General features: G+C 64.8%; 8 protein-coding genes and 1 pseudogene. 2 read left to right on the top strand and 7 right to left on the bottom strand.

Translation table 11 applies throughout. From position 1 onward, the window contains the following. Nucleotides 1–184: hypothetical protein (locus GSQ89_RS38680; protein WP_216856374.1), on the bottom strand; the 184-nt coding region annotated here is incomplete at its 3' end. A gap of 182 nt (nt 185–366) precedes the next feature. Here GSQ89_RS38680 and GSQ89_RS39410 point away from each other — a divergent pair. Further along, a pseudogene (locus GSQ89_RS39410) lies at nt 367–684 on the top strand (GxxExxY protein); the annotation flags it as partial. Between the two features lie 203 nt (nt 685–887). On the opposite strand, the gene GSQ89_RS25095 reads toward GSQ89_RS39410, so the two are convergent. The 5 genes from GSQ89_RS25095 to GSQ89_RS25075 all read right to left on the bottom strand — a co-directional run bounded on the left by GSQ89_RS25095 (nt 888) and on the right by GSQ89_RS25075 (nt 10167). Continuing rightward, nucleotides 888–4190: a glycosyltransferase gene (locus tag GSQ89_RS25095; protein ID WP_158930401.1), complete on the bottom strand. Its 3303-nt coding sequence runs from the start codon at nt 4188–4190 to the stop codon at nt 888–890. A 57-nt stretch (nt 4191–4247) separates the two neighbouring features. After that, on the bottom strand, nt 4248–7754 hold the full coding sequence (locus tag GSQ89_RS25090) for a glycosyltransferase (RefSeq protein ID WP_158930399.1): 3507 nt from the start codon (nt 7752–7754) through the stop codon (nt 4248–4250). Between the two features lie 3 nt (nt 7755–7757). Further along, a complete protein-coding gene (locus GSQ89_RS25085; protein ID WP_158930397.1) occupies nt 7758–8627 on the bottom strand; it encodes a glycosyltransferase family 2 protein in 870 nt (289 codons plus the stop codon). Between the two features lie 437 nt (nt 8628–9064). Further along, nucleotides 9065–9589 (bottom strand): chromate transporter, encoded by a 525-nt coding sequence (locus tag GSQ89_RS25080; RefSeq protein ID WP_158930395.1) that lies wholly within the window; start codon nt 9587–9589, stop codon nt 9065–9067. Then, complete coding sequence (locus GSQ89_RS25075) at nt 9586–10167, bottom strand: chromate transporter (RefSeq protein WP_158930393.1); 582 nt, start codon at nt 10165–10167, stop codon at nt 9586–9588. The genes GSQ89_RS25080 and GSQ89_RS25075 overlap by 4 nt, the downstream gene beginning before the upstream one ends. 55 nt (nt 10168–10222) lie before the next feature. Here GSQ89_RS25075 and GSQ89_RS25070 point away from each other — a divergent pair, with 55 nt between their 5' ends. Then, nucleotides 10223–11230, top strand: coding sequence for an aldo/keto reductase (locus GSQ89_RS25070; RefSeq protein WP_158930391.1), 1008 nt, complete (start codon nt 10223–10225; stop codon nt 11228–11230). Nucleotides 11231–11782: 552 nt separating this feature from the next. On the opposite strand, the gene GSQ89_RS25065 is transcribed toward GSQ89_RS25070, so the two are convergent. After that, nucleotides 11783–13021 carry a cytochrome P450 gene (locus tag GSQ89_RS25065; protein WP_158930389.1) on the bottom strand — a complete coding sequence of 413 codons (1239 nt, stop codon included), beginning with the start codon at nt 13019–13021 and terminating at the stop codon, nt 11783–11785. Nucleotides 13022–13174: the final 153 nt, after the last annotated feature.

The following is a 13174-nucleotide window of genomic DNA, read 5'->3' as shown; positions in this document are numbered from 1 at the left end:
CGGAATAGAAAAATTCCACGCCATCCATGAAGGATTCTCGCTCTATGCAAATCTGCAACGAGAAGTGAGAATCCCTTAGGGCGAAGTCCGGGCCATCCGCCCCGGTAAGATGCTGGACCAGACGCCCCGGACTGACGCTGGACCAAGATAAGGCCGACGGGTGAACAACAACATCGGCTAGCATGACGCACCGATGGTTGTCGTCACAAGGCAACGGGATCCCGTCAGTCTAAGTGGAGACGTCCCAGGGGTTGTGCGCGTTCGGAGGGATTCATGGTTAGTTAATATCCGCAGCGTAAGACCTTCGCACCCCCTTCATACGTCGGCACGGACGCCAAGGCAGGTTTGTTAAGGCGGATTAGCGGGATGAAGATGGATGAAAGGGATGTGCGGTTTTGGGCGCCGGTCACCGAACGGATCGTTGGGTGTGCTTTTCGCGTTGCCAGTGCGCTCGGTCATGGGTTCGTTGAGAAGGTCTATGAGAACGCCCTTGCGCATGAGATGCGACAGTCCGGGCTCAGCGTCGTGCAGCAGCGGGGGATCGTGCTCTTCTACGACGACGTGATTGTCGGCGAATATACAGCCGACTTGTTGGTCGAGGATCAGGTCATCGTCGAACTCAAAGTGGTCGCCGGGCTGAGCGCCGTGCATGTCCCGCAATGCCGAAACGACTTGTGGGCGACCGGCAAGTCCCTGTGGCTATTGATTAACGTCGGCCAACGCAAAGTCGAAATCCGCCGCACCACACCCCAACTCCGATTGCAGCACCAATCCCCTTCATCCCCCCTTATCCCGCTTCATCCGCCTCATAAAAAAAGCCATGACCGTGGCTCCCACGGGCCGGGTTTCATTCATGGCGGGTCGGAGTGCCGGTGGAAACTCATACCTCAGCCCCGGCCTGGATCACCTAACAACCGGCTCAGCGCGGCCAGTCGCGTCGTGGCCCCGCCCGCCAACGTGCCCTGGGCGAGAAAGGCTCGCCGCGCCTCGACCGTACCACGTTCGCGCAAACCCTGATCGCGGATCAGCCAGTCCAGCGCCGCGTGCCAGGCCCGCGGATCGTTCGCCACCAGTTGCCCGGCCGGCCCGTCGGCGATCGATCCGCGATAGACCGGCATGTCGGATGCCAGCACGGTCAGCCCCATCGCGGCATAGTCCATCGCCTTGATCGGCGATTTGGCTCTGTTGAACGGCGTATCCAGCAGCGGCGCCAAACCGATATGCCAGCTAGGCTGCATCGATGTCAGCCAATTGACAAATCCCGGATAGGACCGTGACGCATGGGTCGACGGGCCGATACGGTTCAGTTCGGCGGAAAGCTCGCTCCGGACGGTCATGCCCAGGATATCGATGGCAATCCGATCGCCGTATTCGGCCTTCAGCCGCAGCAGGACAGACTCGATCAGCGCGAAGTCGCGGTCGTGGGAACTGGTTCCCATGCACAGGATGCGCACGGGATCGTCCCAAAACGGGGTGGGGCCGGGGCCGCCGCACCAGATGCGTTCGTCCAGGCGGTTCTCGATCACGATCGCATCCGAACGGATCGATGCCAGCCGATCGGCGAGCCCAACGGTCGAGACCCAGACGGCATCGGCAACCGTCAGCATCTGACGCACGGCCTCGGCGAAGGGCTGCAGCGTCGGCGCATCCGGGTGGGTGTCGGGGATGTCCAGCAGATCGTCGTCGAGATCGTACAGTAGTTTCGCACCCGTGCGGTGGGCATGGTCCGCCAGGCGGGTTGCGGTCACCTCATCGGGGATGGCATGGCGCTGGGTGACGATGATATCCGCCCGGCAGTCAAAAATCGTTTCGGCGTCCGCCAGGACGATGTCGAACGTGCCGCCGATCGCCGGGTGATCCAGCGGCAGCAGCAGCCGGATGTAGCCGCAGGCGGTCAGGCCGCCGGTCTCATAACGTTCCGGCACGATGGCGATCTTCGGCCGCCGTGCGCTGTCGATGATGGCCGGCGATGCAGCGGGGGCAAGGTAGCGGTGCGTGTAGAAATCGGAGACGGCAACTGGGCGCGGGATCGGCGGCCGGGCGGCCTGATCGCCCAGCACACGCCGCACGTCATCAAACCGCGCCAGCCAGTCTTTCGATGACGCTCGGTGGTCTACCAGCCATGTGTGCGGCCGGCCGGCAAGCCGTTCGGTGAACGACCCAAGGTCGGTGGCCACGATCGGCCGGCCGGTGGCGATCGCGGTGCTGAGCGTGAAGCTATAGGATTCCGGGGTGGAGGAGGGGAACCAGAACACGTGCGGATCGATCTTTTCCAGCAGCGCCGGCAGGTCGCGATCGTGATATTTGCCCGTCGCGCGGATCAGTTTCGCCGCTTGTCGCGGAAAGCTAAGCTCCAGGTGGCCGATCAGATGCAGTTCGATCGTTCCGGGTGCCGCGGCCTCGGCCACCTCGGCCACGGCGCGGGCGCCTTTGTGGTTCGCGAGCACGCCCAGCAGGACAATCCGCAGTGCCGGACCTGAGAGTTCTGGCAGATCGGTGGCCCAGACGGTTTCCGTCTGTTGCTCGTGGGGAACGACGATCGCCCGTTCGCCCATGCCGTGACGGTCCAGGCGGGATTTGACGTCCTGGCTTGGACAAATCACCCGATCGGCGTCGGTGAACTGCCACGCATTGTCACGCCGCCAGGACGTGATGTCGCGGGCGCCGTGCGAGCTTTGGCTGGCGATGCAGGCATCGCACGCGGCGGGACCGGGTTCGCCACAGTACAGGCCTTCAGGCCAGATCAGCAGGTTCACCTGCGGACAGATCGCGTAATAGTCATGCACGGTGACGTCGAAGGGCACGCCCAGCCGGTGGATCAGGACGCGGATGTCCATGTCCATCTGAAGCAGATGGTGGACGTGCAACCGTGACACATTGGCCGAACGCAGGACCGCGACAAGGTCGTCGAGACGGTCCGCTGGCAGTGTCAGCACGGGGCAGTCGGGCAGGCCGGGAACCGACAGCGCGGCGCCTCGATCGGTTCCCTCCAGCAGAAGGACGTGCGCGGTGTCGCGATTGCGTTCCGCCAGGCTGTCGATATGCCGGCGCACGCCGCCGCCGAAATTGTGCGACACCATCAGGATGACCGGTCGCCCGGACTGGCGGAACAGCGCGGCGGTCACGGCGAACTGGAACGGGATGATGGCGTCCGTCGTCGCGTGCGGTCCGGTGTCCGTGGCGGGCACGAACGTGTCGCAGGCGATCAGATGCCGCCAGCCGGCGGCGGTGGCGCGCTGCTGGAAATCGCCGCCCGTGGCGTCACCGATCGCCTGCAACGCGGTTCGCCGGATGTAGACGCAATGGTTCGGGGTGACCTGCGCGGCGACGGAACGGCCCGCATTGATGGTACGGCAGATCGCGTCGATCGTATCGGGTGCCGCTCGGGCGGCAAGCGGGCCACCCTGGATCGTGACGATGTCGGACAGCGGGGCAACCGTTGCCACGTTCCGCTGGGAATGGGCATGGCCGACGAGGCGGCGCAACCAGCCGGGTTGGACTTCGGTATCGCTGGCCAGCAGCACCACGTCGTGGCCCTCGGCGGCCTCGATGCCCAGGTTGGCGGCGGCGGCATAGCCCAGGCGGCGCCGGTTGCGGATCAGATGGATGTAACCGTCCGCCGCTTGTTGCCGCAGCCATGCGCTCAGTGCCGGTTCCCGCGCATTGTCGTCGACGACGGTCAATCGGGCGAGCGGGAAGGATCTGTCCGCGAGAACGGAGCGGATGCAGCGCGCGGCGGAGTCCAGGCCGCGTTGGACCACGACGACGACGTCGGCGAAGACGCCGCGCGGAGGCAGTGCAGCCGGGTTTTTCGACGGCAGGTAGTCGCGGATATCGAGCTGGCTCTCGGTCCGATAACCGCGGGCCACGCCGACCTGCAGGTGATACAGCAGCGGATTGACCGCGGCGTCGGGGTGCTGGCTGACGTAGTAGGCCGCATCGAACCGGGGATGCGGATTGCGCAGTTCCGCTGCGCCGGCCCGCACGTAATGCAGCAGCGGATTGAAACCGCTGGCGGCGACGTCCGGATTGTGCTCGATATACCAGGCACTGTCGAAGAAACGATTCGGATCGCGCCGTTCAGCCGCGCCGTAGCGGATGAAATGGTCCAACGGATCCAGGTTGCCGATGTCCGGATAGCGGGCCTGGTACCACTCGGCGTCGAGAAACCGGCCCATCAACTGAGCCATCGGTCCGTCCGGATGGGTCGGCGGGGAAGGCGGCTTCATGGGTTGGACCGATGAAAATCAGGCAGCTTCATTGGTTGTCCGAACGGTTGTCAGCCGCGTCAAGGCGGCGCGCCGGATTTCCGCCTGGCTGGCGAGGGTGTTCCGAGCAAGGAACGCGTCGTGTGAACCGGCCGCGACGGCCTGACGTTCATTCCGGTTGCGCAGAAGCCAGTTCAGGGCGGCATACCAGGCGGCCGAGGTGTTCGGCACCAACTGTCCGGCCGGCCCGTCGGCGATGGAGCCCCGATAGACCGGTGTGTCGGAAGCGAGGACGGCCAGGCCCAGCGCCGCATAGTCCATCGCCTTGATCGGTGACTTGCACAGGTTGAACGGCGTATCGAGCAAGGGTGCCAGGCCGATATGCCATGGCGGTTCCACCGCTCTCAACCAGTTGACGAAGCCGGGATAGGATCGTGTCGCACTGCGCGGCATGCCGAGGCGGTTCAGGCCGGGCGGCAGATCGTTTCGCATGGTTATGCCGACGATCGTGATGGTGACCCGGTGATCGTACTCGGCTTTCAGCCGGACCAGCGCGGGTTCGATCATCGCGAAGTCGTCGTCGTGCGTCGCGGTTCCCATGCACAGGATCCGCACCGGATGATCCTGCAACGATGGCGCGGGTGGAACCCAGATGCGTTCGTCCAGGCCGTTCGGTATCACCTCGGCGTCGGTGCGGATCGCGGCGAGGCGCTCGGCGAGGCCATGGGTGGAGACCCAGACGGTATCCGCCGTTTCCACCATCCGGCGGACGACCTTGGCGTGCGGGCGCAGCACCTTTGCATCCGGATGGGTACGGGGAATGTTCAGCAGATCGTCGTCCAGGTCGTACACCAATCTGGCGCCGGTACGGCGCGCGTGTGCCGCCAGGCGGTCCGCCGTCGCGATATCCGGTATCGCGAACCGCTGGGTGACAATGATGTCGGCGTCCTCATCGAAGATCGTTTCGGGCGTCGCCACATGGACGTCGAAACCGCCCGCGATCGCCGGGTGGTGCAGCGGCTGGAGCAGCCGGATATAGGCGCACGGCGTTGGCGTACCGATTTCGAAACGTTCTGGCATGACGACGATATGGGGTTTCGATCGTTCACGGCGGACGCGCGCTGGACGTGGCCTGGCAGGCGCGTGCAGGTAGTCCGTCGCGTAGGCATCCTCGACGGCGGCACGCGCCGGCGAACCGGCGGCCGGGGCGCTCTCCAGCAATGCGGCTCGGATTTCATCGAACAGGTCGAGCCAGCCCAGTGGCGGCGTGGCGATGTCGGCCAGCCAGGTGAAGGGGCGTCCGGCCAGCCGTTCGGTATGGGCACCGATACGCGTCGCCGCGATGGGGATGCCGGCGTCGATCGCGGCACTCAGCGTGTAGCTGAACGTCTCCGGCCAGACGGCGGGAAACCAGATCAGATGGGGTGCGATCGTTTCGATCAGGTCGGGCAGGTCGGCGTCGTCGTATTTTCCGGTGATCGTCATCAGTTCCGCGGCCCGTTCGGAGAACGGACCATCGGTGTGGCCGATCAGGTAAATCTCCATCGTCTCCGGATCGGCCATTTCGGCGACGGATGCGACGGTCCGGGCGCCCTTGTGATTGACCAATGTGCCGATGACGGCGATTTTCAGCTTGCCGTCGCCGGGCGGCACGTTGCGCAGCTTCCAGGGGCCGGCCTGGACCGCTTCATGCGGCGCCAGGATGGCATTGTCGGCCAATCCGTGCCGCTGCAGCCGCGACAGCACATCCAGGCTGGGACAGAAAACCCGAGCGGCTTCCTTGAACTGCCAGGCGCGTTCGGCGCGCCAGGTGACGATTTCGCGGGCGCGATTTGAGCCTCGATGCGCGATGCAGGCGTTGCAGCCGGCGATATCGGGTTCCCCGCAGTACAGGCTGTGACGCCAGGGCAGCAGGTTGATCTGCGGACAGATCGCGTAATAATCGTGGACGGTGACGTCGAACGGCACGTCCAGGCGCCGGATCAGCGTGCGGATATCCATATCCATGCCAAGCAGGTGGTGGATATGCACGCGCGACACGTTCATCGATCGCAACAGTACGGCCAGATCGTCCAACCGTTCCTTCGAGAGCGCCAACGTGGGGTGGTGGGGCAGCGACAGGACCGATAGCGCGGCGCCGCGATCGGTTGCCCGCAGCAGCAGAAACCGCGCCTGGTCGCGAAAGCGGGTGACAAGGCTGTCGATATGGCGGCGGACGCCGCCGCCCAGTTCATGCGCCACCATCAGGATCACCGGCAGCTCGGACTGCCGGAACAGTGCGGCGGTGACGGCGAACCGGAACGGATCGACCGAACCCAGGTCGACGTGGCGGGCGATGTCGGCCAGATAGGTGGGATGTCGTTCCAGTATCAGTTTTATCGCGCGCTGCGCCAGCTTGTTCGCCCGGTCCCCGAAACTGACCGAACCCTGATGATAGACGAACGTGTCGCAGGCGAGGCGGTGGTGCCAGCCCAGGGCGGAGGCGCGCAGGCAGAAATCGTTCTCCTCGCCATAGCCGAGGGTGAAACGATCCGCGTCGAAGTCCCCGACCTGGTCCAGCGCCGCGCGGCGGATGTACATGCAGAAGCCGACAGTTGTCGGGACATCCACCCAGCGGCCGGCGTTGATCGTCCGGCAGGTCTCGTCGATGTCCGTCAACGTCTGCCCGAAGGCGATCGGGCCACCCTCGGTGGCTGGGTAACCGCAGATCGTGGCATTGTTGGAAAACGGCGATACGCTGGCGATGCGGGGTTCGGCATAGGCGCGGGCAGCGAGCCGGCCAAGCCAGCCGGCCGGCACTTCGGTATCGCTGTTCAGCAGCACGACATCATGTGTGCCGGACTCCCGCATGCCGCGATTGACCGAGGCGACGAAGCCGACATTGCGCGGGTTCCGCACCAGGTGGATCCGGTGCGCACCGGCCAGTTCGCGAAGCCATGCGGACAGTTCCGGTTCCGGCGAACGATCGTCGACGACGATAATGCGTCCAAGCGGCTTGCCGGTGTCGGCAAGAACCGAGGCGATGCAACGGCGGGTTTCCGCCAGGCCGCGATAGACCGGAATGACGACATCGACGACGACGTTGCGAGGCAGCGGTGCCGGCTTGTGGCCGGACGGAAGGTAATCCCGGATGTCCACCGGCTTTTCCGTGGGAAAACCCAGCGACTTGCCGGTTGCGACGTGATACAGAAGTGGATTGGCCGCCGCTTGGGGGTGTTGGCCGGCATACCAGGCAGCGTCGAAGTTGGGATGCGGATTGCGCAATTCCCATGAACCCGCCTGCATATAATGCAGCAGGGGATGCATGCCGCCGGCGCTTACGTCCGGGTAGTGCTCCGTATACCACGCGCTGTCGAAGAACGGGTTGGGGTCGCGCTGCTCGGCCAGGCCATAGCGAATGAAGTGGCGCAACGGCTCATGACCCGCCGCGATGACGTCGGGATACCGGGTCCGATACCAGGTGGCATCGAAAAATTGCTCCATGGATTGGCTAAGCCCGGCTTCCCGCGGGTCTTCCTTCAGCGGTCGCGGCGGCGATTTCGCCATCGGCTAGGACCGTTGAAACAGGCGGCTGAAAAAGCCGGGCTCGATCTGCTGGACCCGAGCGGCATTGGGCGCGGGCGGGGTCAGGCGGAACCGGTCGGGGCCTTCGCTCATCGCGCTTTCGGTCTCCGAGCGGAACTGGCGCATTTCATTGTCCTCGCCCCACGGCGACCGGTACCCTTGCTGCCCCATGATGCCACGTGCGAGTTGCAGATTGCGTTCCTCCTCGACGGTGTTGTGATAGCTCTGGCTGCTGACGACGGTCACGTCGCCTTTCATCAGGAAATACCGCACACGTTCCGCCCCGTCGATGCGTTCGTCCGTCCCGCCGTATCCCACCCGGACCAATCGGCGCGTATGTTCCACGTGCTCATGTCCATATCCCCGGAACCGAGGATCGAAGTAGCCGCCGAAAGTCAAAGCGGTGGTTGAATAAGCGGCGCATTGCGCGGTCAGCATGTTGGCATGCACGGGATCGGCGGCGGTTCCGGTGCCGGAAACAAAATACTCCCGCATCCAGTCGCCGGCATAATTGATGTGGCCCCAGCGCTGCGCCGCCTGTATCCACTCGGCTTCCCAGCCGGTTCGGGTCGGTCTCGCATCGTCTTCCAGCAGGATCGTGATCTCACAATCCAGCATGTGCGACAGCAGGAACAAGGCTCGGTTTTTGTTCCAGGCGATGCCCATGTTGATACCGGTGATCACCGGCACCTGTTTGTCGCGCAACATCGCCAGGGTGCCGTCGCTGGATCCGTCATCGGCGACCACCAGCGCGGCATCGGGCTGGCGCGTGAAGGCACGCACCGTGTCTATGGTGCCGCTGAGAATCTCCCGACGGTTATAGGTGACAATCCCAATACCGACCTTGAATGACATTGTTCGCTCTCGGCAATCCTGGGTTGTCCTATACTGCGGTGCCTCACCGGCCAACAAGCAACAATGTGACGGCAGATGGGGCATGCGGGACAGGCGTCGGTGGCCGGCCTCCACGCGTGTGGCGGGGCTGGACGACGGTGCCCGCCCCATCGCGGTTTTCGTCTTGCCAACTCAGCGTGGCATTGCCCGCAAGGCGGCATCGCTGGTCCGCGGCCGGTCCCGCAGACCAGCTCAGGCACCCCGCCACGCCGAACCCATGCTGGCCAGGTCCGGAATCGATGCGCGGGCAGTTCGCGTAATAATCATGCACGGTGACGTCGAACGGCAGGCCCATCCGGTGAAGCGGCCCGCGGAAATATCATATGTGACAATCCCGATGCCGACTGCGAATCACATGCTCTGTTCTCGGCAAACCACCCGTTTGGATATTGTGGCGATCATTGCCCAACAAGCAACAAAGTGCCGGCACCAAGGCCCAGCAGCAGGATCGGATTGGTCTCGGTGAAGCTGAACAGGGCGGTGCTGACGATCGTCACGCCCCAGGGCAGCCAGCCGTGCTCGGTGCCTCGCATCAGCGCCAGGCCGCTGGCGAAAGTCAGGCCCACGGCGACGGGGGCCAGGGCACGCTCCACCACCGCCCGCCAGGCGGATCGGGCGGCTTTCTGCCAATAGCGGGCGACCACATGGACCGCGAGGCAGGACGGTCCGAACATGGCAACGAAGGCTACGGCGGCACCCGCCAGGCCGGCGGCTTTCAGGCCGATCAGCACCACGATCAGCGATCCCGGGCCGGGCGCGGCGCGGGCGATCGCGAAGAAGTCCAGGAACTGCCGCGACGTCACCCAGTGGTAGTGGTCGACGGCGGCGCGTTGCATGTCCGGGATGACGCCGGTGCCGCCTCCGAACGCCAGCATCGACAGGCCGGCGAACAGCAGCGCCAGCCGAAGAAGGACCACGCTCATCGTGGCGGCCGGGTCAGCACGGCGAGCAGCAGGCTGACCGGCAACATCACCAGCAGGACATGCACCAGGGCGAAGCCGAACACGCCAATGGACAAGGTGACGACAGCAGTGACGGCGATCGGGATCAATCCACGGATGTTGCGTTGGGCAAGACGGACCCCGGTGCCCAGGTTCAGCCCGATGGCGACCGCGCCCATGCCGCCCAGGGCGGCGCTGACCCAGGCGTCGCCGGTGTTGCCCTGGCTGTGCAGATACAGCGCGCCCAACAGCAGCACGATGACCACCGGCAGGGTGACCAGTCCGAACAGGCAGGCCAGCGCGCCAGCCGTGCCACGCATCTGGGTGCCGATGAACACCGCCAGATTGACGTTGGTGGCACCGGGCACAAGCTGCGACAGCGCGTATCCGGACAGGAACTGCTTGTCGTCCAGCCACGCTCTTTTCTGCACGACCTCCAGCCGGGTCCACGCCGACAAACCGCCGCCGACGCTCATCATGCCGATGCTGGCGAAGCTGATGAACAGCGCCGCCAGGGACGGTCTGCCGGCGGGTTCAGCGGTGGCTGGTCGAGTCCCCATCGGTGCATTCAAGCCTGTCTGGTGTAGGGTGGACAGAGGGAACAGGAGGCGAGGAATGGAGTATCGGTCTTTAGGGCGCAGCGGGCTGAAGGTTTCGCCGCTATGCCTGGGCACGATGATGTTCGGTGGTGCCACCGACGACGCGACCGCGGCGCGCATCGTCGCTCGGGCGCGCGATCAGGGGGTCAATTTTATCGACTCCGCCGACGGCTACAATGCCGGCAAGTCGGAAGAGTCGGTGGGCCGAGCGATCCGGGATCACCGGTCATGGTGGGTGCTGGCGACGAAATGCGCCAATCCGACGGGGCAGGGGCCGAATGCCCGCGGGTTGTCCCGGCGGCATGTGCAGCATGCGGTGGAAGCCAGCCTGCGGCGGCTGGATGTCGCGGAAATCGACATCCTGTACCTGCACAAGGAGGATCATTCGACCCCCCTGGCGGAAACCGTGCATGCGCTGGCCGATCTGATCAAGGCCGGAAAAATCCGCTATTTCGGGGTATCCAATTACCGGAGCTGGCGCGTCGCGGAGATCTGCCGCCTGTGCGACGAGGCGGGGATCGACCGGCCGGTGGCCAGCCAACCGCTGTACAACGCCCTGAACCGCGAGGTAGAGGTGGAGCATCTGCCGGCCTGCGGCCATTTCGGGCTGGGCGTGGTGCCGTACAGCCCTCTGGCACGCGGCATACTGACGGGGAAATACGTGCCGGACGTGCCGCCGCCGGCGGGCACCAGGGCGGGGCGGCAGGATCGCCGGATGCTGGAATCGGAATGGCGATCCGAGAGCCTGCATATCGCGCGTGAGATCGCCGAGCACGCACGCGCCAAGGGCGTGTCGCCAGGCCAGTTCGCGTTGGCCTGGGTGCTGAACAACCAGCTCGTCACCGCCGCGATCGGCGGCCCTCGGACCGAGGAACAATGGGAGGATTACGTCGAGGCCCTGTCATGCCGGCTGGACGCGGCGGACGAACAACTGATCGACCGGCTGGTGTCGCCAGGGCATCCATCCACGCCGGGCTACAACGATCCATCCTATCCGATCGAGGGGCGGCCGGTTCGGGGATAAGGAAGGCCCGGACCCTGCATTGTGTCGTCACCGAACTTGACCGCATGGGCGCCAAAATAAGGCCACGGCCCCACCCCTCGGGTCATGACCGGGCTTGGCCCGATAAGCACCGGGATAAGCGGCGGACGGAGAATTGTTTGCCTTGAAGGGTCAAGGTCCATCCGTCATGGCTGGGCGTGTCCCGGCCATGACGGTGAGAACGTGGCACCCCGACAAATCTTTTTCCCGCCATCGCTATCCTGATGCCTTTGGGTCATGGCCGGGCTTGGCCCCATAAGCACCAGGATAAGCGGCGGACGGAGAATTGTTTGCCTTGATGGGTCAAGGTCCATCCGTCATGGCCGGGCGTGTCCCGGCCATCCGCGCTTCGTCGCTGGTGCGAAGATGGCCGGGACCCGCCCGGCCATGACGGTGAGAGCGTGGCACGCCGGCAAATCTTTTTTTCCCGCCATCGCTATCCTGATGCCTTCGGGGATTGGCCCGATGACCCACGACTTTCAGGAAGGAACACGGCGCAGTCGAGCACAGCCGGGCAAAGCCCCTCGCCTTGCCTTACTTCCAAGTCCACTGCCACGCCTCGGGCACCGGGCCGCCCTTGTAATCGACAGGCCCTGCCGTCAGACCGGTCACACGCAGGCTCTGCCGTACCATTTCGGGGATCATCACCGAGGCGATCGCCCGGCCCAGGCATTCGTGCAACCCATATCCCAACAGGAACTGGTTGCCCGGTCCGCGGGTGGGGTCGAAGTCGTCAGGATTGGACAAAGCCAGGGGATCGAACATCGCCGAGTGGGTGACCGCCAGGACCGTGGTGCCCTTGGCGATCGGGGCCTGGTATGATTCACCGCGCCCCAACACGGTATCCTGCTCGCACATGCGGAAGAAATAGGGGAACGGCGGCTTGAAGCGCAGTGCCTCGGTCACGTAGCCATCCACCGCGGTCGGATCGTCGCCCAGCGCGGCGGCGCGTGCCCTGGCCAGGATGTCGGGGTGCTGCATCAGCCAATCCAATGCGTTGACCACGCAGTGAGACGTCGTCTCCACCGCGCCGATCAGCAGGCCGCCGACATTCTGCACGATGCGCCCAAGATCGAAGTCGACCGCCTTGGTCTGCGACAGCGCCACGAGGCGAGACACGGAATCATGCCCGTGGATGCCCAGCTTCGCCTCGGCCTCACGCGTGCCGACCAGCGCGAGCAGGTAGGCGGCCATCTCCACGCTGACCAGTTCACGCCGATGCACGATCGCGGCCGGATCTGGCCAGGCGATCGAGTCAAATGGCTGGTTCCAGAACGCATCCATCTGGTTCCAGTACGACCATTGGCCCATCGCCGCCGGATCGCCATGCGCGTACCCAAACCACTCCTGCGTCAGCGCGATCGGCACCGCTCGGGCCAATCCCTGGACGGCGTCGATGGAACCGTTGGCCGCACCCAGCAGCGCGGCCGTCTTGTTCCCCACCCAGGTCCGGATGGCGGGAACCTCCTCGAAATCGAGGATCGCGCGCATGATCGATTTTTCGCGCCAATGAACGGCGGTGTCGTCCTGTGCCATCCAGTAGGAGCCCTGCTTGGGCTTGTACAACGCGACGCTGAACAGGTCGTACCGAGCCAGGATTTCCGTGCAGTCGTCGAAACGCGCGGCCAGGGTAACCTCCGGCATCGGCAGGATCGGCCGGTCCTGGCGCAGTTCGGCGAAGAACGGCAGCGGTTCGTTGAAGATCCAGCCGCGGACCAGGGGCCACCGCTGGGCCTCGGGCGTTGCATCGAAGCGTTGCAGGTATGTTGGCATGTGGAGCCCCCCGGGCGTTCGCGACCATTACTGTCGGTGAATGTCCAGAACTCTGATGGAAGCGTTTTCACCGGTCAATGTGTTCCTGCATGACCGTTCGAATGCGGCGGCCGCGTCCGCGCGATCGGTGAGTGGACAGGTCCGCCGCGGATG

It is taken from the genome of Acidisphaera sp. S103, assembly GCF_009765975.1.
Lineage (GTDB): Bacteria > Pseudomonadota > Alphaproteobacteria > Acetobacterales > Acetobacteraceae > Rhodopila.
This window is presented reverse-complemented; position numbering and strand designations above follow the sequence as displayed.

Excerpts from the sequence above, each read along its gene's own strand:
- GSQ89_RS25095 (WP_158930401.1), bottom strand. The coding sequence starts at position 4,190 with ATGGCTCAGTTGATGGGCCGGTTTCTCGACGCCGAGTGGTACCAGGCC.
- GSQ89_RS25090 (WP_158930399.1), bottom strand. The coding sequence starts at position 7,754 with ATGGCGAAATCGCCGCCGCGACCGCTGAAGGAAGACCCGCGGGAAGCC.
- GSQ89_RS25085 (WP_158930397.1), bottom strand. The coding sequence starts at position 8,627 with ATGTCATTCAAGGTCGGTATTGGGATTGTCACCTATAACCGTCGGGAG.
- GSQ89_RS25080 (WP_158930395.1), bottom strand. The coding sequence starts at position 9,589 with ATGAGCGTGGTCCTTCTTCGGCTGGCGCTGCTGTTCGCCGGCCTGTCG.
- GSQ89_RS25075 (WP_158930393.1), bottom strand. The coding sequence starts at position 10,167 with ATGGGGACTCGACCAGCCACCGCTGAACCCGCCGGCAGACCGTCCCTG.
- GSQ89_RS25070 (WP_158930391.1), top strand. The coding sequence starts at position 10,223 with ATGGAGTATCGGTCTTTAGGGCGCAGCGGGCTGAAGGTTTCGCCGCTA.
- GSQ89_RS25065 (WP_158930389.1), bottom strand. The coding sequence starts at position 13,021 with ATGCCAACATACCTGCAACGCTTCGATGCAACGCCCGAGGCCCAGCGG.